The sequence below is a fragment of the Chryseobacterium culicis genome, from assembly GCF_002979755.1.
Classification (GTDB): Bacteria; Bacteroidota; Bacteroidia; order Flavobacteriales; family Weeksellaceae; genus Chryseobacterium; species Chryseobacterium culicis_A.
In genome coordinates this window covers 2,279,580-2,298,212 of record NZ_PCPP01000001.1, presented here as the reverse complement: position 1 = coordinate 2,298,212, position 18,633 = coordinate 2,279,580, and the positions used below count along the sequence as shown (strand labels likewise).

19 protein-coding genes are annotated in these 18,633 nt (G+C 35.2%); 11 read left to right on the top strand and 8 right to left on the bottom strand.

Features of this window, described 5'->3' with window-relative positions:
• Nucleotides 1–89: 89 nt before the first annotated feature.
• Together CQ022_RS10460 and CQ022_RS10455 are read left to right on the top strand one after the other, a co-directional pair.
• Entirely contained in the window at nt 90–1,424 is a 1,335-nt protein-coding gene (locus tag CQ022_RS10460) for a trigger factor (protein WP_105681340.1), read from the top strand.
• A gap of 193 nt (nt 1,425–1,617) precedes the next feature.
• Nucleotides 1,618–2,304, top strand: a complete 687-nt coding sequence (locus CQ022_RS10455; RefSeq protein ID WP_105681339.1) for a hypothetical protein — start codon at nt 1,618–1,620, stop codon at nt 2,302–2,304.
• A 90-nt stretch (nt 2,305–2,394) separates the two neighbouring features.
• Here the strand turns inward: CQ022_RS10455 and CQ022_RS10450 are convergent, their stop codons facing one another.
• Complete coding sequence (locus CQ022_RS10450) at nt 2,395–2,979, bottom strand: DUF3109 family protein (protein WP_105681338.1); 585 nt, start codon at nt 2,977–2,979, stop codon at nt 2,395–2,397.
• A gap of 6 nt (nt 2,980–2,985) precedes the next feature.
• The gene (locus CQ022_RS10445; RefSeq protein ID WP_105681337.1) at nt 2,986–3,891 is read right to left on the bottom strand and encodes a DUF6427 family protein; all 906 of its coding nucleotides are present in this window, start codon (nt 3,889–3,891) and stop codon (nt 2,986–2,988) included.
• A 42-nt stretch (nt 3,892–3,933) separates the two neighbouring features.
• Here CQ022_RS10445 and CQ022_RS10440 point away from each other — a divergent pair, with 42 nt between their 5' ends.
• On the top strand, nt 3,934–4,167 hold the full coding sequence (locus CQ022_RS10440) for a DUF6341 family protein (protein WP_047386641.1): 234 nt from the start codon (nt 3,934–3,936) through the stop codon (nt 4,165–4,167).
• 83 nt (nt 4,168–4,250) lie between these two features.
• Here the strand turns inward: CQ022_RS10440 and CQ022_RS10435 are convergent, their stop codons facing one another.
• The gene (locus CQ022_RS10435; RefSeq protein WP_034696860.1) at nt 4,251–4,688 is read right to left on the bottom strand and encodes a universal stress protein; all 438 of its coding nucleotides are present in this window, start codon (nt 4,686–4,688) and stop codon (nt 4,251–4,253) included.
• A 376-nt stretch (nt 4,689–5,064) separates the two neighbouring features.
• Here CQ022_RS10435 and CQ022_RS10430 point away from each other — a divergent pair, with 376 nt between their 5' ends.
• Both CQ022_RS10430 and CQ022_RS10425 read left to right on the top strand, forming a co-directional pair.
• Nucleotides 5,065–5,970, top strand: coding sequence for a DUF535 family protein (locus CQ022_RS10430; protein WP_105681336.1), 906 nt, complete (start codon nt 5,065–5,067; stop codon nt 5,968–5,970).
• 46 nt (nt 5,971–6,016) lie between these two features.
• Nucleotides 6,017–7,192, top strand: coding sequence for a glycosyltransferase family 87 protein (locus CQ022_RS10425; RefSeq protein WP_105681335.1), 1,176 nt, complete (start codon nt 6,017–6,019; stop codon nt 7,190–7,192).
• Nucleotides 7,193–7,299: 107 nt separating this feature from the next.
• On the opposite strand, the gene CQ022_RS10420 is transcribed toward CQ022_RS10425, so the two are convergent.
• Genes CQ022_RS10420 through CQ022_RS10400 form a run of 5 tightly spaced genes read right to left on the bottom strand, consistent with a single transcriptional unit; the run spans nt 7,300 to nt 10,406 of the window.
• A complete protein-coding gene (locus CQ022_RS10420; RefSeq protein WP_105681334.1) occupies nt 7,300–7,905 on the bottom strand; it encodes a fumarylacetoacetate hydrolase family protein in 606 nt (201 codons plus the stop codon).
• 11 nt (nt 7,906–7,916) lie between these two features.
• On the bottom strand, nt 7,917–8,477 hold the full coding sequence (locus tag CQ022_RS10415; RefSeq protein WP_105681333.1) for a hypothetical protein: 561 nt from the start codon (nt 8,475–8,477) through the stop codon (nt 7,917–7,919).
• Between the two features lie 8 nt (nt 8,478–8,485).
• Nucleotides 8,486–8,884 (bottom strand): DUF2007 domain-containing protein, encoded by a 399-nt coding sequence (locus CQ022_RS10410; RefSeq protein ID WP_105681332.1) that lies wholly within the window; start codon nt 8,882–8,884, stop codon nt 8,486–8,488.
• Between the two features lie 2 nt (nt 8,885–8,886).
• Nucleotides 8,887–9,651: a 3'-5' exonuclease gene (locus CQ022_RS10405; protein ID WP_105681331.1), complete on the bottom strand. Its 765-nt coding sequence runs from the start codon at nt 9,649–9,651 to the stop codon at nt 8,887–8,889.
• 41 nt (nt 9,652–9,692) lie between these two features.
• Nucleotides 9,693–10,406, bottom strand: a complete 714-nt coding sequence (locus tag CQ022_RS10400; RefSeq protein WP_105681330.1) for a CDP-alcohol phosphatidyltransferase family protein — start codon at nt 10,404–10,406, stop codon at nt 9,693–9,695.
• Nucleotides 10,407–10,495: 89 nt separating this feature from the next.
• Between CQ022_RS10400 and CQ022_RS10395 the strand changes: the two genes are divergently transcribed.
• The 6 genes from CQ022_RS10395 (at nt 10,496) to CQ022_RS10370 (ending at nt 18,591) form a co-directional block, all read left to right on the top strand.
• Complete coding sequence (locus CQ022_RS10395) at nt 10,496–12,424, top strand: LTA synthase family protein (RefSeq protein ID WP_105681329.1); 1,929 nt, start codon at nt 10,496–10,498, stop codon at nt 12,422–12,424.
• A gap of 150 nt (nt 12,425–12,574) precedes the next feature.
• On the top strand, nt 12,575–12,994 hold the full coding sequence (locus CQ022_RS10390; RefSeq protein ID WP_105681328.1) for a DUF2147 domain-containing protein: 420 nt from the start codon (nt 12,575–12,577) through the stop codon (nt 12,992–12,994).
• 224 nt (nt 12,995–13,218) lie between these two features.
• On the top strand, nt 13,219–14,199 hold the full coding sequence (locus CQ022_RS10385; RefSeq protein ID WP_105681327.1) for a pyruvate dehydrogenase complex E1 component subunit beta: 981 nt from the start codon (nt 13,219–13,221) through the stop codon (nt 14,197–14,199).
• A 114-nt stretch (nt 14,200–14,313) separates the two neighbouring features.
• The gene (locus tag CQ022_RS10380) at nt 14,314–16,308 is read left to right on the top strand and encodes a KUP/HAK/KT family potassium transporter (RefSeq protein WP_105681326.1); all 1,995 of its coding nucleotides are present in this window, start codon (nt 14,314–14,316) and stop codon (nt 16,306–16,308) included.
• Between the two features lie 66 nt (nt 16,309–16,374).
• Complete coding sequence (locus CQ022_RS10375; RefSeq protein WP_002976876.1) at nt 16,375–16,848, top strand: Fur family transcriptional regulator; 474 nt, start codon at nt 16,375–16,377, stop codon at nt 16,846–16,848.
• A 3-nt stretch (nt 16,849–16,851) separates the two neighbouring features.
• The gene (locus tag CQ022_RS10370) at nt 16,852–18,591 is read left to right on the top strand and encodes an OstA-like protein (RefSeq protein WP_105681325.1); all 1,740 of its coding nucleotides are present in this window, start codon (nt 16,852–16,854) and stop codon (nt 18,589–18,591) included.
• Nucleotides 18,592–18,633: the final 42 nt, after the last annotated feature.

Here is an 18,633-nt window from a genome sequence, read left to right as displayed (position 1 = left end):
TTTAACAATATTTGGCTTTATAAGTTGATTTTAAATGGGTTTTTTTCATAAAAAATTCATATTTTTGCAACCTAAAATTTTAATCAATAATGAAGGTTACCGCACAAAACCATGATGACGTAAGTGCATTGCTTACAGTAACATTGGAAAAATCTGACTACAAAGAAAAAGTAGAGAAGCAGTTGATTAATTATGCTAAAAATGCGCAAGTTCCTGGATTCAGAAAAGGGAAAGTGCCTTTGAGTATGGTTAAAAAACAATATGAAGCAGGTATTGCATTTGAAGAAATCAACAGACAGGTTTCTGATGCATTGAACAACTATGTTAATGAAAACAAATTAAGATTAGTTGGTCAGCCTATTCCTCAGCCAGTAAACGAACTAGATTACAACGCTGATCAATTAGAAGTTGCTTTCGAAGTAGGATTTGAGCCTGAATTCACTATAGATTTAGCTAAATATGAAGCTCCTCACTACAAAGTAGAAGCTTCTGATAAAGAAATCGGTAAGAGCATTGAAAACATGCAGAAGCGTTTCGCTGAGCAGGTTCCTCAAGATAAAATCACTAAAGATTCTTACATTGCTTTAGAAGTTTCTCAGGTTGTGGAAGAAGATGCTGAAGGAGAGCACCACCACCACCCAAAAAACCTTACCATTACTGCTGAAAACAAAGAAGCTTTCAAATTGGTAAAAGGGTTGAAAATGGACGGATCTGTAAAAGTTACGAAAGAAACTCTTGCAGGTGATGAAGAATTAGCTAAAGAATTAGGATTCGGCAAAGAAGAAGTTGAGCACCTACACCACAATGAACTAGAAGTAAAAGTAAAAGATTTCTATTCATTAGATTTAGCTGAGCTTAACCAGGATCTATTCGACAAAGTATACGGAGAAGGAAACATCAAGTCTGAAGATGAGCTTAAAGATAAAGTGAAAACTGAATTAGACGAGTACTTCCAACAGAATGCTGATGTTCACTTCGTGAATAAAGTATTGGAACAAGTAACTGAGAAAGAAGAAGTAAAACTTCCTGAATCTTTCCTAGTGAAGTGGTTGTTATTCTCTAACCAGAACATCCAGTCTGAAGATCAGGCTAAAGAAATTCTTGAAGCTGAGAAAAACCAATTGAGATACCAGATCATCGAAGGTAAATTGATGACTGAGAACGAAATCAACCTTGACTATGCTGATGTATTAGGCCAGGCTGAGCAGTTGGTGAAAAACCAATTAGCAATCTACGGAATCCACCACTTAGGGGATGAAGAAATTCAAAAATATGCTGTTGAAATGTTGAAAGACCAAGAGCAGGTAAGACAAATTTCTTCTGAAGTTGCTATGGCTAAACTGAAAGATGTAATTCTTGAAAAAGCAAGCAAAAAAGAAACTAAAATTTCTCACGACGAATTTTTAGAAGAACTTAAGAAATAATTATACTCAGATATAAATATTTGAAAACCGTCAATTTTTTGGCGGTTTTTTTATTATCCATCCACACCTAAAAATTCATTATTTATCACTCATCATCACTCAATTATCATTCATTACTAATTGCTCATTACTCATTATTTATTTGTATGTCCGCCAATATTCCTATATTTACCCTTTAAACTTTATTATAAATATGAAAAAGATCATCATTCCGTTTTTCTGCGCTGTACTTTTCTCAGTGCCTGCAGCAGCTCAGAAAAAAGGGGCTGCATCTGCCAAAACAGAAGCTGTAAAATCAAAACAGACACCTAAAGAAATTGTTGATAATTATTTCAAAGCACTAGGTGGAAAAGATAAATTAGACGCTGTGAAATCTACTATTACAGATAACACGGTTGCGGTACAGGGAATGGAAATTCAAATGACGACTAAGAAATTAGGAAATAAATTCAAGTCTGTACAATCTTTCATGGGAAAAGAAATGGTTCAGTTGTTTGACGGTGAGAAAGGATACTTTGATCAGATGGGAACTAAATCAGATATTCCTGCTGATAAAATTGCCGAGTTGAAGAAAGGAAAACCTATTGATGCCCTGGCTTTTGATGCTTCTAATTTCCAGACAGTAAGTACAGAGAAATTAGACGGAAAAGACTATAATGTTTTGTCTTCAGACAAAGGAAAGTTTTATTTCGATGCAGCAACCGGACTTTTGTACAAAACGGATGCTGGAGAAGGTAAAGCAACCATTAAAAGCTATATGGCGGTAGATGGAATACAGTTCCCGGCTGAAGTAGATGCTGAAGGCGGAGGTCAGAAAATGACAATTAAAACGACCAAAGTGGTAATCAACTCAGGAGTTACAGATGCTGATTTTAAATAAACAACTATTTTTTTAATCAGCTTTTTATCCAATATACAAAAACCGCAGATCTCTCTGCGGTTTTTATTTTTGTATTCAAATACATATCGGTTAAGAACCGTATTCTTTTTTCCATTCGCCAGCAGCTTCGCTCAGAACCGTGTAGAATTCTTCGCCATATTTTCTGATCAATGGAGTTTTTAAAAACTTATAAACAGGAACCTGAAGTTCTTTTCCGAGTGTACATGCATCGCTGCATACATTCCATTCGTGATAATTCAATGCGGTAAACGCTGAATATTCTGTAACACGGATTGGGTAAAGGTGGCAGGAGATAGGTTTTTGCCAGTCCACGGCACCATCTTCGTACGCTTTTTCAATACCACATTTGGTAATCCCTTTTTCATCGAAAGTTACATAGGCACATTCGCGGTTCTCCACCATTGGAGTAACATACATTCCGTCGTGTGGATCAGTAGTCCATGTTCCCTGCTCTTCAAGGGCTTTAATTCCCTCTTGGGTAAGGTAAGGTTTTATTTGATCAAAAATACGGTCCAATATCTCAAGCTCGTTTTTATCTAACGGAGCTCCCACATCTCCTTCCACACAACATGCACCTTTACATTTCGTAAGGTTGCAAACAAATTCTTCGGAAAAAATTTCCTCTGAAATCAATTTATCGTCTATCTGAATCATAATTTTCTAAAATAAATCAAAAACTGTACCTGCTTTAAAGGTCAGTAAGCTAATAATAATAAGCCATACACTGGCTTCCCGCATCCAGTATTTGGGTAAAAATCTCATCATTCTGCTCAGAATAATACTTGAAGGAAATGCCAGAAGCAGCAGATATTCATAGCTTTTATTCATATATAAAATGATGGAAACAAGCTGCGCTACAGAAAAGACCAGCAGGAAAGTATATTTATATCTGCTTATCGGACTTTTCTTGTTATAGTTTTTAAAGTGGTCATATACCGCATAGATAAGCATCAGAACCACAGGAATCAATGGTAAAAGCTCTGTGTAATCTGTTACCGGCTTCATTTTTCCAAATGGGAAATAATCGATATTCCATGAGGTGAACTGAACGAAATACATGACAGAAAAATAACTGAACGTAATCAGAACAATTCCTAAAAGAAATCTGAAAAGATTCAACCCGATTTTGGCGGAGGTTGCAATGACGTGGATAATCACAAAAACAGCCATCGGCCATGTCGTAGGAAGAAAAATAAAATTCAGTGCTACAATAGCCCCTACCAATACGTAGGATTTCTTCCTGATATCTTCATCTGCGCTGGTCAGAAGCAGGATAAGAAACGAGTTCGTAAGCAGCGAGACAGCGATTCCTATATCCAGATTTCCGGGGTACAACCCAAAAATGAAAAATGTATACAGAAATAAAGGCAGATGGGTCTGATAATTAAGGGCAATACTGTGAAAACAAAAATATCCCAAAGCAATTCCCAGAAAAGTTATTCCGGCAATTATAGCTTCGTAAGTGTTGAAATTCAGTATGTTAAATATTATGACTACTAAAAGAAGAAAACCAATATAAACAGGAATTGAAAAAATATTGCTTTCTTTTGAAAGTAATTTAAACATTTTTTATAAATTTGTACAAAGTTAATTTAAAAAAGGAAAATAATGACGTCTTTCTTTCTATTCTTAAGTAAAGTTTTCAAATGGACTTTCGGTTTCTTTGATACTTTCGGTAATGTTTTAAACTGGATTTTATTTGCAGTTTGCTGTGTATTATTTACTTATTGGTGCTATGTACTTGTAGTAACATTAGGTGGAGACAAAGATAAAGACTATTATTCTCCAACGGAAGGTAAGAATCCTTACTACGATCCGAATATCTACAAAAAAGAAGGTTAATTAATTGGTTATATAGTAAAAAACCGATCAAACAATATGCTTTGATCGGTTTTTTTATTACTAACGATTAAAATTTCTTTTTCTTAGTCGTGAATTGGAAGTACCAGCACAGGAATACTTGAACTTTTCGTAATTCCTTTTGTTAAGCTTCCCACGAATACATCATAAATTCCGCTTCTGCCATGTGATCCCATCACAATATAATCTGCATTTTTTGCCTTTGCATGTTCCAGAATAATATCTTTGGCAAGTCCCTGTTTTAACAGGTGCTCACAGTCGATATCATGGCCGATGATTCTTTGCTCAATTTTATTAAGCTGCACCAGCTCTTCTCTGATTTCGTTGGCTTCCACTTCAGGGAAATATTGAAATCCCATATCACCAATGGCAAAGCCGATATCTGATGGTGCTACGTGGATCAGGTAAATTCTGCCGTTAAGCTGTTTTGCAAATTTTATGGCACCGTCTACCAATTGGTCTGTCTTGTCCCCAAAATCTACGGGTAATACAATGTTTATCATAACCTCTAATTTTGTTACCTAAAGATAGGAAAAATTTGCCAGAACAGGTGTTAAAATATAATAATATTATAAGAAGAAAAGCAGTTTTTTTAGTTTCAAAATTTTCCTTAAAAAAATAAAAAATTTAAATTATTTGATATAAATAATCTGTGTTTTGTTTCTGTAAAGATTGGGAATAATGTTTTGTTTTCATTTTTATATCATAAAAGCAGAATTTTATGTTTTTATTTATATTTTAAAAAATAGTTAATTTTACTAAATTAATTAATGTGATTTACAATTATCATTGATTAAATATTAAATTAATTAACTTTATTTTTAACACAAATGAATTTATTTTTTCTAAATTGTTTCACTGTCGAAATTTTTACGGCAGATGTTTGATATTGGTGTAAAAGCGTGGAATTACGCAAAAATAGCTTTCAGTACAGAAAAGCCCCAATATTTACGTAAACAGCAATACAAAAGTTTTATTTTATCCCTATGGGAATATGGAGATTCGGGGTATTGGTTCACTATTTTAGAAAGTGACCGATACAGGGAAATTCTTTCCTACAGACCGCGGCTTTTCCTGAAACCTTTTAAGGCTTACCTTTCCACCCGGTATGATATCAGAAGGAAAATCAAAATTATCTGTGATACTTATGATTTTATTTATGATCATAATCTTAAAAAGATTATCCATAAGGACGATTGGGTGATCTGTGAATTTCCTTTAAAAAATAATTTACCGGGAAGGCTGGAAATTGGATATAACGACCGCTACAGAAAAGAAGGTGAATTGGTTTTTTCTTTAGTTATTGATCATCTCCATGGTAAAATAGCTTCGGTTTCCTTTTCATTGGAAAGAAATAAAAAGGATGAGTGGGTGTGCAAAATCGGCTGCCTGCAGGGCCGGCCTGCAATTGATGGGACGTATGTTACAAAAGAAGCTCAAAAACTCATGTACGGAATAAGGCCTAAGTCTTTTTTGATAGAGATCCTGCAGGAGTTTTGTAAAGAATTTGATGTGAAATTAATTATGGGAATTGGTGGAAAGTATCAGGTACAGAACAAGAAACATTTTATCCATCTTCCGTTTATCCACACCATCTGTTTTTCGTATGATAATTTTTGGAAAGAAATTGGGGGACGGAATACTGGAATAGGTTGGTATATATTGCCATTGGAAACCTCCAGAAAAAATATGGATGATATCAAATCAGAGAAAAGAGCATCCTACAAAAAAAGATATGCCCTGATGGACTTTGTAAAAGAAAGCTTATGTATTTATTTGAGATAATAAATTGATTATTAATCAGATGTGGATTTTATTTTAAATTTTGTTTATGAAAAAGTGCATAGCTTATACTCTCAGGCTGACAGGTGATTACAAAATTATTTTTACCCTATATATTGTTGTGGCTGCGGTGACGGCATTAGTCAATTATTTGAGTGGTCCTCAATCTTACAACAATTATTTGCTGTATAAATATGTTTTTGTGAATACACAGGAGCAGAAAAATCTTTTTTTGCAATATCCCAGTCTTTTTTTTGACAGTAATCATTACGGAGTCTTTCTCAGTGCGGTTATTGCTCCTTTTGCCATACTGCAGGATGGAGTGGGAATGATAGCCTGGAATATAGGGAATGCTGTTGTATTTCTCTTTGCATTGTATAAGCTGCCTTTTTCCGATAAGGAAAAATCTTATTTTGCATGGCTGTGTTTACAGGAGTTTATAACTGCTTCCTTGTACTATCAATTCAATGTGGCGTTAACAGGACTTTTGATACTTTCTGCAATTTATATTTATGAAAGAAAAGAAGTTAAATCCGTTAGTGCTATTGTGATCCTGTTTTTTGTTAAGATTTATGGGATCGTAGGCCTTACTCAGTTTCCGTTTGTTAAAAATAAATTTAGGTTTATTATTTCAGGGCTTATAGTTGGAGGAATATGCTTTGTGATTCCTATGATCTATTCAAGCCCTGAATTTGTTATTCAGAGTTATTATGACTGGTTTCATTCTCTAGTTGACAAAAACACGGAAAACCAAATACTGGGAAATAAACAGGATATCTCATTAATGGGTGTTTTCAGGAGAATTTCAGGGGATTCTTCTATTTCAAATCTTGTGTTCTTAGCTTTTGGAATACCTCTATTTGCGGTACCGTATATCAGGATCAGACAATATCAATATTATACTTTCCGTCTGATGATTCTCAGTTCAGCTTTATTATTTTTGGTATTGTTTAGCTCAGGTTCTGAATCTCCTACTTATATTATTACTGTAGCAGGGGTGATGATCTGGTTTTTTCTTCAAAAAGAAAAGACTCCTTTTCTGATTGGATTATTGGTTTTGGTTATCATTTTTACCTGCTTTTCAACATCGGATTTGTTTCCGGCATCCATTAAAAAGAATTATATCATCAAATATTCTTTAAAAGCTGTACCCTGTATTATAATATGGTTTAGGGTAGTCTACGAGTTGCTGACTAAAGATTTTGAAAATGATTACAGTTTTTAAAGGATCGGAACGGATAGAACAGAACTGTTGAAATTTCAGATATGCAATAAAAAAGCAATAGTTCTCAAACTATTGCTTTTGTTTATTATGGATGGAATATTGTTGTTTTACATTATTCTGATGTCCAGTATTTTTTCCTCTTCAAGATAAGCTTCCAGGATGTCATTTTCCTCTACCTTTCCAACTCCTTTTGGCGTTCCTGTGAAAATAAGGTCACCCACTCTTAACGTAAAATACTGAGAAGCGAAAGCAATAATATCATCAAAGTTGAACAGCATATCTTTCGTATTGCCATCCTGAACCTTGTCTTTATTTTTTAATAATGAAAACTGAAGGTTCTCAAGACTGAAGTTTTCTTTTTTGAAGAAACTGCTTACCACAGCAGAACCGTCAAAACCTTTGGCAAGTTCCCAGGGAAGTCCTTTTGATTTCAGCTCACTCTGAAGATCTCTCGCTGTAAAATCGATTCCAAGACCTATTTCTTCATAATGTTTATTAGCGGATTCTTTCTGGATATATTTTCCTCCCTTTGAAATTTTTACTACCACTTCAAGCTCGTAGTGAATATCATTCGAAAATTCAGGAATGTAAAAATCATTTCCTTTTAAAACGGCTGTATCCGGCTTCATAAAGATAACAGGATTCTCAGGAATTTCATTTCCTAATTCTTTCGCATGCTCGCTGTAGTTTCTTCCTATGCAGATGATTTTCATAACTTTATTGATTAATTTACTATACCTTTAAAATATCCTTTTCCTTCTACTATATATTTTTCCGGACCATATCTTCTTTGAACTTTAAGTTCGGTATATCCGAAGATGCTGTCTCCTTTTTGATAAGATTCCTTATTCAGAATAAGTTTACTATCCAAAACCTTATAATATTCTTCCGTATTCAGAAAATCAAAAGGCTTGATATTGTCTGTATATGAATACGGTGAAACTTTATATCGGTTCTGTATAATATCGATTTGATACCCACCGCCACTAAAACCGTCTCCAACAGAAAATATAATGTTCAGTGTTGGATTTCTGTTAATATAACAACTGTAATACTCAAAGCTTGTGCTGTCTGATGTTATTTTGAAATCATTGGTTTTATTATCTTCACCCTTCTGACTCCAAAGAGTGGCCTGTTTCTGTTGATTAAATGCTTTAAAAAGAGGTTTTTGACTCAAACTGTGATCAATTTCAACACTTTTCCATACCAATAAAAACTTTCCCGTTATGAAAACAAGAAAACCAAGAATGATGATGAGTGAAATCTTTCCAATCCTTTTGATCATATCAAGCTTTAATGAGTGAATTCATTCCCGCAATAATAACATTTGAATTTATGACTGGTCAGAAAAGAAATCCCAAAGAAACTGGTCGCACTGTCATCCCTGTAAATATGATTGGAACCACATTTCGGGCAGACAAAATCAAACTCAGGATCTTCAATGGTGTGTTCCACTTCCAATGAATATTGCTCATTCTCTTTATAATCCTGCAGGATTTGCTGAGCTTTTTCCTGGTCATCCTCAAATACCTGAAGCTGTATGCCTCCTACTGCCTGCGACAAAAGCCAATCCGACTGGATCAGTTGCTCATTTGCAATGAAACTGTTGATGCCATTTTCGGCCAGTATCTGCTTGTCCCTGTTGGCTTCCAGGGCAGTTTCATAAAATTTAAAACGAACCAGTTCAGACATAGTTAAAATCTGCTTGAAAGTTGAATCTTAGTGAAAACCTTCTTGGTATACAACGGAAAGTCAGCATTCTGAAGCCATCCGAAATACCCTAAATCTTTTTGGAACACGGCTTTCACTCCTTGTCCTTTGTATTTCCCAAAGTTGAAAACTTCTTCCATTTTTTCATTATATCCGATGAATCCGGCAAGATCCGCATTCTTGTTATGGAATGTGAATTCACTTAGCGGTGCTATTTCATTCGGAATATCATCGTATTTTCCCACCTGAGCATCCAGAACTTCAAATGTTGCCATAACATCAGCTTCTGCAGAATGGGCATTTTCCAATGTTTTTCCACAGTAAAACTGATAAGCAGCTCCTAAGTTTCTAGGTTCTTTCTTGTGAAAAATAGTCTGTGCATCTACCAATCTGAACTTACTCAGATCAAAATCCATTCCTACTCTTAAAAGTTCTTCTGCCAAAAGAGGAACATCAAATCTGTTGGAATTAAATCCTCCCAAATCAGTTCCGGTAATCATTTCCATAATTTTAGAAGCAATATCTCTGAAGGTAGGAGCATCTTTTACATCTTCATCATAAATTCCGTGGATTTCACTGCTTTCTTTTGGAATAGACATTTCCGGATTTACACGCCATGTTTTGCTTTCTCTGGAGGCATCCGGATTTACTTTTAAAATACAGATTTCAACGATTCTGTCTTTTCCGATGTTTGTTCCTGTGGTTTCCAGGTCAAAAATACAAAGTGGTTTATGGAGTTTTAAATTCATGTTGATAATTAATAATTTGAAATGTGTTTTATTTAAATAAATTATTTTAACTGTCCCTGAAAAATAAGAGACACCAATATATAATAAATAACAAGCATAGGAATTCCTACTACCTGAAATATAGCGAGAATAGCAATTCCTCCTACCAGTAATACTACTTTAGGATAGTTGTCTTTTAATTGTTTGGATTTGAACTTCATGGCCATCATCTTGATCGGGCTGATCAGCAGCCATGAGGTAATAAGAGTGAGCAGAATCAACAGCAATTCATTATCAAACAAAAAGCTGAAAGCCCCGGTTTCTTTAAAGGCATAATAAAGACCGAACAATAAAACGGTGTTTGTAGGGGTATTCAATCCTTTGAAATAATAACGCTGCTCTTCATCAAGATTGAAGATCGCAAGTCTCAGGCAGGAAAATACGGTAACGATTAATCCCAGATACTTGATTTCAAACGGAAAGTGAATTCCCAGCAGCTCTGCCCCAAAAGGTTCAAGTGCTTTATACATCGTAAGCCCAGGAATTACCCCAAAGCTCACCATATCTGCAAGAGAATCCAGTTGAAGCCCCAAATTGGAGTTTGATTTTACAGCTCTGGCTACAAAGCCGTCAAAGAAATCAAAAATTGAAGAGAGAACAAGGCAGATTGCCGTAGTCTGATAATCTCCTAAAATTAAATGTATTGCCCCTACACAACCTGCAAATAAGTTAGCCAGGGTTAAGGCATTGGCCAGATTATTCTTTATAAAATCCATAAGCACAAAATTACAGTTTTTAAAAATTCTAACTCAAAATAATCTGAACTAAAAAATGCATTAAAGTGATTTTGATGTAAATTTGCTCCATGAAATTTTTAAAAGGATTTAGAAAACAGGAAGTTCTGGCATTAGTTTACAGGATTTTTTTAGCCTATGTTTTTTATCAGATTGCCAGACTCTTATTCTGGTATTTTAATAAAGATCTGATTAAAGTTGATTCTGTTTCGGAATATATAAAGCTGGCTTTCCATGGTACTGCTTTTGATACCACCGCTATTCTGTATGTCAACGCACTATTTATACTCCTTAGTTTATTACCCTTAGTAATCAATACGAAGAAAGTTTTTCAGAAAATTCTTTTCTGGCTGTATTTCATTACCAACGGTATTGCTTACGCTATGAATTTCGGGGATTTTATTTACTATAAATTTTCTCAGGCAAGGCTTACTTCGGCAGTATTTCAAGTGGCCGAACATGAATCCAATGTATCTAAAACACTGATGATCTCTGTTGGAGAGCATCCTTTTGTGCTGATCTGGTTTGTTGTTTTGATGATCTTATGGGTTTTCCTTTACAAAAGAGTGAAAATAGAAGAGGTGAAACCTTTGAAATTGCTTCCTTACTTTATTACTTCCATTCTTACTTTGTGTATTACAGCTGTATTAGTGGTGGGAGGAATAAGAGGAGATTTTAAACACAGTACAAGACCTATTAATATGGTGGATGCTACCCGTTTTGTAACCAATCCTCTGCAGGGAAATATGGTTCTTAACAGTACATTTTCTTTTTTCAGGACCTTAAATACCAATAACTTTAAGGAAGTTCATTTCGTAGATGAAAAATATATTGAAGAAAATGTGCAGCCTTATAAAGTGTATGACAGAAAAGTAGAGAACCGTCCCAATATCGTTATTTTCATTGTAGAATCTTTCGGAAGAGAATATTCAGGAACTTTTAATAAAGATAAAAATATTAAAGATTACGTTTCTTACACTCCGTTCATGGATAGTTTAGCGACTCAGAGTCTTATTTTTCCCAATACTTTTGCGAACGGAAGACAGTCTATTCATGGAATGAGCAGTGTGTTGGCCGGAATTCCGAGCCTTACCGATGCATTTACGGGATCTCCGTATTCCAATCAGAAAATTCAGTCTATCGTTTCGGTGTGTAATGATCTTGGGTATGATACTTCTTTTTATCATGGAGCACCTAATGGATCTATGGGATTCCTTGGATTTGGAAATATTTTAGGATTTAAACATTATTTCGGAAAAACAGAATACAACCACGATGAAGATTTTGACGGAATGTGGGCGATATGGGATGAGCCATTCCTTCAGTATTTTGCTAAAAATGTAGGAAAAAAACAGCCTTTTATGACTACTGTATTTACGGCTTCATCACATCACCCTTTTAAGATCCCTGAAAAATATAACGGGAAATTTAAAAAAGGGAAAATTGAAATTCATGAGCCGATGCAGTATACAGACTATGCGATCAAAAAATATTTTGAAACGGCTAAAAAACAGCCTTGGTACAATAATACCATCTTTGTTTTCACAGGAGATCATACTAATCAGGTGTATTATCCGGAATATGAAAGAGCAATGAACCGCTATGCCGTTCCGCTGGTTTTTTATTCTCCGAATCCTGAATATCAGTTAAAAGGAGTGAGCCAGGATATAGCACAACAGGCAGATATCTATCCTACATTAGCAGATCTTATTGGATACAACAAACCCATCAGAAGCTGGGGCAGAAGTTTGGTAAGTGATAAAAAATATCCTTTCATTGTAGTGAATTCAGATGGAAGTACAGACCAGTTCATGATTGGAAACTATATTTACCGTTTTGATGGAAAAGAAATCATCGGAGTGTATAATCAATCTGATTTAAGCCTTGAAAAGAATCTGATTAATGAGGTTAAAAACCCTGAAGTGGAAGCTGGAAAGAAAACTGCGAAAGCCTGGTATCAGGATTATATGGATAGGGTGATTAACAGGAAGCTGTATTAAGAGAGAAAAGATAAGTTGTAAATAAACTGGTTTGCTTTTTTTACCTCTTTATGCTTTGTATAATAAAAGTTTTTGTTCGTTGAAAATTAATTTATATTTTTATCAATACGTAGATAAGAATATTGTATAAAAATTAAAACTATAAGAAATATGAAAAAAATATTGTTAACGTTCGCCCTTTCTTTTTGTGGTGTGCTTACTTTTGCCCAGATTGAAGGTAAGTGGAAAACAATAGATGATGAAACAAAACAGGCAAAATCTATTGTTGAAGTGTACAAAAAATCAGACGGAAAATATTATGGGAAAGTTTCCCAGTTGTTGATAAAGCCAGCTGATCCAAACTGTACAGCTTGTAAGGATGACAGAAAAGGAAAACCAATTTTAGGATTGGAAATCATCAGAGGCCTGAAAAAAGATGGTGATGAGTTTACCGGAGGAACAATTACGGATCCTAAAACCGGAAAAACTTATAAATGTACCATTACAAGAAGCGGGGATAAGCTGAATGTAAGAGGTTACTTAGGATTATCTTTATTAGGAAGAACCCAGGTTTGGGATAAAGCTAATTAATTTAAGTTTAAATAGAATTTAAAATGGCATTTCAGAAATGAGATGCCATTTTTTATGGATGAAAATTCTTAGGAACTTGGAAACGCCACAATAACGAAGCATAAAGGAGGAAAATTAATTTTAAATACAGTTAATATTATGACTTCTCATGGAAATGAAGAGCGTTTTTATTATGTGTATAATAAAAAAACACTATTTTTGTAGTCTAAATTTTTCGAATAAATATGGCAGAATATACTTTTCGTGAGGTAATTGCACAGGCAATGAGCGAGGAAATGCGTAAAGACGAATCCATCTTTTTAATGGGGGAGGAAGTTGCAGAATACAATGGTGCTTATAAGGCTTCAAAAGGAATGCTGGATGAGTTTGGCCCTAAAAGAGTAATCGATACCCCAATTGCAGAACTTGGTTTTACAGGAATTGCTGTGGGTGCTGCGATGAATGGTAACAGACCAATTGTAGAGTATATGACATTCAATTTCTCATTGGTAGGAATTGATCAGATTATCAATAATGCGGCTAAAATCCGTCAGATGAGTGGTGGACAATGGAATTGCCCAATTGTTTTCCGTGGTCCTACAGCTTCTGCAGGTCAATTAGGAGCTACCCATTCTCAGGCTTTTGAAAACTGGTTTGCAAACATTCCCGGCCTTAAAGTAGTAGTTCCTTCAAATCCTTACGATGCGAAAGGGTTGTTGAAAACTGCAATTCAGGATAATGATCCGGTTATTTTCATGGAATCTGAGCAGATGTATGGAGATAAAATGGAAATTCCTGAAGAAGAATATTATTTACCAATAGGAAAAGCAGATATCAAGAGAGAAGGTACAGATGTTACTTTGGTTTCTTTTGGTAAGATCATGAAGCTGGCTTTACAGGCTGCTGAAGATATGGCTAAAGAAGGAATCTCTGTAGAAGTTATCGACCTTAGAACGGTTCGTCCTCTTGATTTTGATACTGTTTTAGCCTCTGTGAAGAAAACAAACAGATTGGTTATTTTAGAAGAAGCTTGGCCATTTGCTTCTATATCTTCTGAAATTACTTATATGGTACAGCAAAAAGCATTTGATTATTTAGATGCTCCTATCAAGAGAATTACTACTCCTGATGCACCTGCACCTTACTCTGCTGCATTATTTGCAGAATGGTTCCCTAAACTTGAAAAAGTAAAAGAGGAAATCAAAAAAGCGATGTACGTAAAATAGTTATAGAAAAAAACTTCCGAAAGGAAGTTTTTTCATTTATTATATTCATGAAGAAAAATTCTTGACGTCATAAAATTAGTATAAATTTGCGCCTTTAAAATAAATTAAGCTGATATGGCAGAAGTTACAGAAGATGGTTACCACTTCGACATAAAGAAACTTTCCTTTATTGGAGTTTTAGTGTCTCTAGGAATAGTTTTTGGAGATATTGGTACCTCTCCGCTTTACGTAATGAAAGCAATTGTGAATGCAAGATCCCAAGGGAGCAATATGCCTTTCAATGAATACATAGAGGGAGCACTCTCGTGTATTATTTGGACGCTTACCCTTCAGACTACAATCAAATATGTGATCATTGCTTTGAGAGCAGATAATAAAGGCGAAGGAGGAATTCTGGCCTTGTTTTCATTGGTAAGAAACCTTAAGAAAGGATGGTTGTACCTCATTGCAATTGTTGGTGCTGCTGCCCTTATTGCGGACGGAGTAATTACCCCATCACTGACGGTAATGTCAGCTATTGAAGGTCTTGAAATTTATAATCCTCACACTCCCATTGTGCCTATTACAATCGGAATACTGATCGCCATTTTTGTGGTACAGCAATTCGGAACCAGCTTTATAGGAAAGTTTTTTGGTCCTGTGATGGTTGTTTGGTTCCTTGTATTAGGAGGATTGGGAGTAATGCATTTGAGTGAGAATTTTGAGATTTTAAGATCATTCAATCCATATTACGCCTATAAACTTATTGTCAACTCACCGAGTGCCATTGTTATTTTAGGAGCTGTTTTTCTTTGTACAACCGGAGCAGAAGCCCTTTATTCTGACTTAGGACACTGTGGGGCTAAAAATATCAGAGTAAGCTGGGCATTCGTTAAGATTATGCTTATTCTTAATTACCTTGGACAGGGTGCATGGCTTTTGACTAATTATAACAAACCAGGATTCTCTGTAGTAAACCCATTCTTTGGAATCATGGAAGAATGGATGATCATTCCGGGAGTAATTCTTGCAACAGCTGCCGCAATTATTGCCAGCCAGGCATTAATTACAGGTTCTTTCACCATATTCTCAGAAGCAATGTCTCTAAACCTTTGGCCAAATCAGAAAATTGATTATCCTTCAGGGGTGAAAGGACAAATGTATATCCCAAGAATCAACTGGGGACTTCTTATCCTTTGTATTATTGTTGTGCTGCATTTCAGGGAATCTGGAAAAATGGAAGCCGCTTATGGACTTTCCATTACAGTGACAATGTTGATGACTACCGTCCTGTTAGTCTTCTGGCTGTTGAAACAAAGAGTAAGCAAAATATTAATTTTATTTTTTGCCTTTGTTTATATGGCTATTGAATTAGGTTTCTTCAGTGCTAATATTATCAAGTTCATGGAAGGTGGATGGATTACTGTTGTATTGGCAGGTTCTATCGGAGTTTCTATGTATGCCTGGTATAACGGAAGACTGATCAAAACAAGATTTATCCAGTTTGTGAAAATAGAAAAGTATGTGTCTATCCTTAAAGACATGAAGCTGGATGAAACCATTCCGAAATACGCTACTAATCTTGCTTACCTGAGCAGAGCAAAAAGAAATGATGAAGTAGAATCAAAAATTATCTATTCCATCATCAAAAAGCAGCCAAAAAGAGCAGATCATTACTTTATCCTGAGCATCGTAAACCAGGAAGATCCATATACCTTCAGATATACCGTAGATGAAATTCTTCCGGGTACGGTGTATAAGATTAATTTCCTTTTAGGATTCAAAGTAGACCGTAGAATCAATGATTATTTCAACATGGTACTTAAAGATTTAATGGCAGACGGAACCATTCCTTCAAGAAGCAGCCATCCTTCTTTAAGAGCGCACGATATACCGCCGGATCTTAAATATGTGATCATAGATAACACCTATATCAACGATATTCTTTTAACTGTTAAACAGAAGATTACTCTTAATATTTACAACTTTGTGAAGTATATCGGAAGTGATGACTTTAAGGCGTGGGGAGTATCTTCCCATAACGTTGAAGTGGAATCTGCACCGATCACAGAACTTACGGTGTATGACAATAAGATTGAGCAATCCGGGTATTTCCGTCACAATTCTTAATCCTCTAGTATTTAACCATAATATCTATTTAAATAAAATTCAATAAATTTGTAGATAATTTTTTTAATGGATACAATACAAAAAGAAAAAAATATAGCTTTGATCAAGGATGTTTTGAGAAACTACTTATTAGAAAAAGGGTTCAGAAACACACCTGAAAGATATACGATATTGGAAGAGATTTATAATATGGATCATCACTTTAATGTTGATGATCTGTATCTTCTGATGATGCAGAAAAAATATCATGTTTCCAAAGCAACAATTTATAACACTATTGAAATTTTCCTTGATGCAGGTTTGATCCGTAAGCATCAGTTCGGAGAAAAAACATTGACCTCTTCATCATATGAAAAGTCTTATTTTGACAAACAGCATGACCACCTGGTGATCTACAAAAAAGACTCTGATAAAGAGATTGAAGAAATTATTGAATTCTGCGACCCAAGAATCCAAGGAATCAAAGAAGCCATTGAAGAAGCATTTGGCGTAAAAATTGATTCTCATTCGCTATATTTCTATGGCACTAAGAATGACTAATTAATGAGAATAGCCCTTTTTCTGTTAATCTTTATTTCTACGCTAAGTTTTGCGCAGGATAAAACTCCTGTGAAGAGAGATCCTTATTTGCAGGCTCCTTCACCGACTCAGCCTAAACAGGTAAGACCTGAAGATAAAGTAAAGATCATCCACGCGGACGAAATTAAGAAAGATCCTGAAAAATACGACGGGAATCAATATTTTACCGGTCATGTTCAGATCGAACACCAAGGCTCTATTCTTACAGCAGATGAAGTCATTCTGTATAATGAGGAAAACTTTGTAAAAGCAATAGGCAATACAAGACTTCAAAACACTGACGGCTCTGTAATCACAGCAGGAGAAATGGAATATGATGCCAATACCCAAAAAGGTGTTGCCAGAAAAAATGTGGTCTTAACCGATCCTAAGCAAACCATAAAAACAGATATCCTCTATTATGACAGGCTGGCTAATCAGGCTTATTTTAATACAGGAGGAACAATCTCTGACGGGCAGAATGTAACCTATGCCAAAGTAGGAACTTACTTTCTGAATACGCGGGTGGTGGATCTTACCGGAAATGTGAAAATTGAAACTCCTCAATATACCATAGAAGGTCCCAACATCAAGCAAAATCAAAATACAAAAATTGCTGATTTTTTAGGCCCTACAACCATTACCAGCAAAACCAATCCGAGAAACAGAATCTATACCGAAAAAGGAACTTATAAAATGGATTCCAAGGAGGCTTTTCTAACCAAAAACTCCAGGATTTATTATAATGAGAAAATTCTTACCGGTGATGATATGTATTACAATCAGATTTCCGGATTCGGTAAAGCAACAGGAAATGTAACCCTGGATGATCCTAAAGAAAAAAGATATATAAAAGGAGGTTACGGAGAGATTTTTGAGAAAAAAGACTCCGCAATGATGACGAAAAATCCTTACGCAGTAAAAGTAATGGAAAAAGACTCCATTTATTTTGCAGCAGAAAAAATAATCTCTTATCAGAGACCGGACTCATTGGATATCAAAGTTAAGAAAAGTTACCTGAGAGCCTTCAAAAAAGCCCGTATTTATAAATCCAATGCACAGGGAAGAGCAGACTCTATTGCCTTCAATGAAACAGACGGAATTATGCATATGTATACCAATCCGATTCTTTGGAGTGGCGAAAAACAGGTTACCGGAGATAAAGTAGAAGCTTACTTCAATACCCAGACAGAGGATATTGATTCATTAAAAGTCATCGGAAATGCTTTTGCCATCAGTAAAGTAGACTCATTAACGCTGAAAGATGAGTTCAACCAGGTGAAAGGAAAATTCATGACGGTTTACTATGAGAAAAATGCAATTAAAGAGGCAAGAGTAGTGGGGAATGCCCAGGCTATTGTATATGTTGATGATACCGATCAGGAAACAAAAAAACAGGAAAGAATAGGAATAACCCTTTCAACATGTGGAATTATCGGAGCATTGTTTGAAGAAAGAGCTTTACAAATTATTTCGTGTAGTATTGGAGCTGTATCAGATACTTATCCTATGAGTATGATAGAACCTTCGAAAAGAAAGTTCCCGGATTTTAACTGGAATACCAAAGACCGGATCCGAAAATGGCAGGATATCCTTGTAGACACTCCGAATAACGAAGAAATACAATATACGGCTGATAGTGAGCTATTCGATAAAGCTCAGAAAGCTATAGATGACGAAAAAGCGAAAGAAGAAGCTAAAAAGCCTAAACGAACCAGAAAATAATAGAAAAGACCAGTAAGCCCTGGTCTTTTTTGTATATTAATT

Coding starts and splice junctions, on each gene's coding strand:
- CQ022_RS10425 (WP_105681335.1), top strand. CDS start 6,017: ATGAAAAAGTGCATAGCTTATACTCTCAGGCTGACAGGTGATTACAAA.
- CQ022_RS10375 (WP_002976876.1), top strand. CDS start 16,375: ATGGATACAATACAAAAAGAAAAAAATATAGCTTTGATCAAGGATGTT.
- CQ022_RS10420 (WP_105681334.1), bottom strand. CDS start 7,905: ATGAAAATCATCTGCATAGGAAGAAACTACAGCGAGCATGCGAAAGAA.
- CQ022_RS10435 (WP_034696860.1), bottom strand. CDS start 4,688: ATGATAAACATTGTATTACCCGTAGATTTTGGGGACAAGACAGACCAA.
- CQ022_RS10445 (WP_105681337.1), bottom strand. CDS start 3,891: ATGTTTAAATTACTTTCAAAAGAAAGCAATATTTTTTCAATTCCTGTT.
- CQ022_RS10370 (WP_105681325.1), top strand. CDS start 16,852: ATGAGAATAGCCCTTTTTCTGTTAATCTTTATTTCTACGCTAAGTTTT.
- CQ022_RS10405 (WP_105681331.1), bottom strand. CDS start 9,651: ATGAATTTAAAACTCCATAAACCACTTTGTATTTTTGACCTGGAAACC.
- CQ022_RS10385 (WP_105681327.1), top strand. CDS start 13,219: ATGGCAGAATATACTTTTCGTGAGGTAATTGCACAGGCAATGAGCGAG.
- CQ022_RS10390 (WP_105681328.1), top strand. CDS start 12,575: ATGAAAAAAATATTGTTAACGTTCGCCCTTTCTTTTTGTGGTGTGCTT.
- CQ022_RS10440 (WP_047386641.1), top strand. CDS start 3,934: ATGACGTCTTTCTTTCTATTCTTAAGTAAAGTTTTCAAATGGACTTTC.
- CQ022_RS10400 (WP_105681330.1), bottom strand. CDS start 10,406: ATGGATTTTATAAAGAATAATCTGGCCAATGCCTTAACCCTGGCTAAC.
- CQ022_RS10415 (WP_105681333.1), bottom strand. CDS start 8,477: ATGATCAAAAGGATTGGAAAGATTTCACTCATCATCATTCTTGGTTTT.
- CQ022_RS10395 (WP_105681329.1), top strand. CDS start 10,496: ATGAAATTTTTAAAAGGATTTAGAAAACAGGAAGTTCTGGCATTAGTT.
- CQ022_RS10380 (WP_105681326.1), top strand. CDS start 14,314: ATGGCAGAAGTTACAGAAGATGGTTACCACTTCGACATAAAGAAACTT.
- CQ022_RS10455 (WP_105681339.1), top strand. CDS start 1,618: ATGAAAAAGATCATCATTCCGTTTTTCTGCGCTGTACTTTTCTCAGTG.
- CQ022_RS10460 (WP_105681340.1), top strand. CDS start 90: ATGAAGGTTACCGCACAAAACCATGATGACGTAAGTGCATTGCTTACA.
- CQ022_RS10430 (WP_105681336.1), top strand. CDS start 5,065: ATGTTTGATATTGGTGTAAAAGCGTGGAATTACGCAAAAATAGCTTTC.
- CQ022_RS10410 (WP_105681332.1), bottom strand. CDS start 8,884: ATGTCTGAACTGGTTCGTTTTAAATTTTATGAAACTGCCCTGGAAGCC.
- CQ022_RS10450 (WP_105681338.1), bottom strand. CDS start 2,979: ATGATTCAGATAGACGATAAATTGATTTCAGAGGAAATTTTTTCCGAA.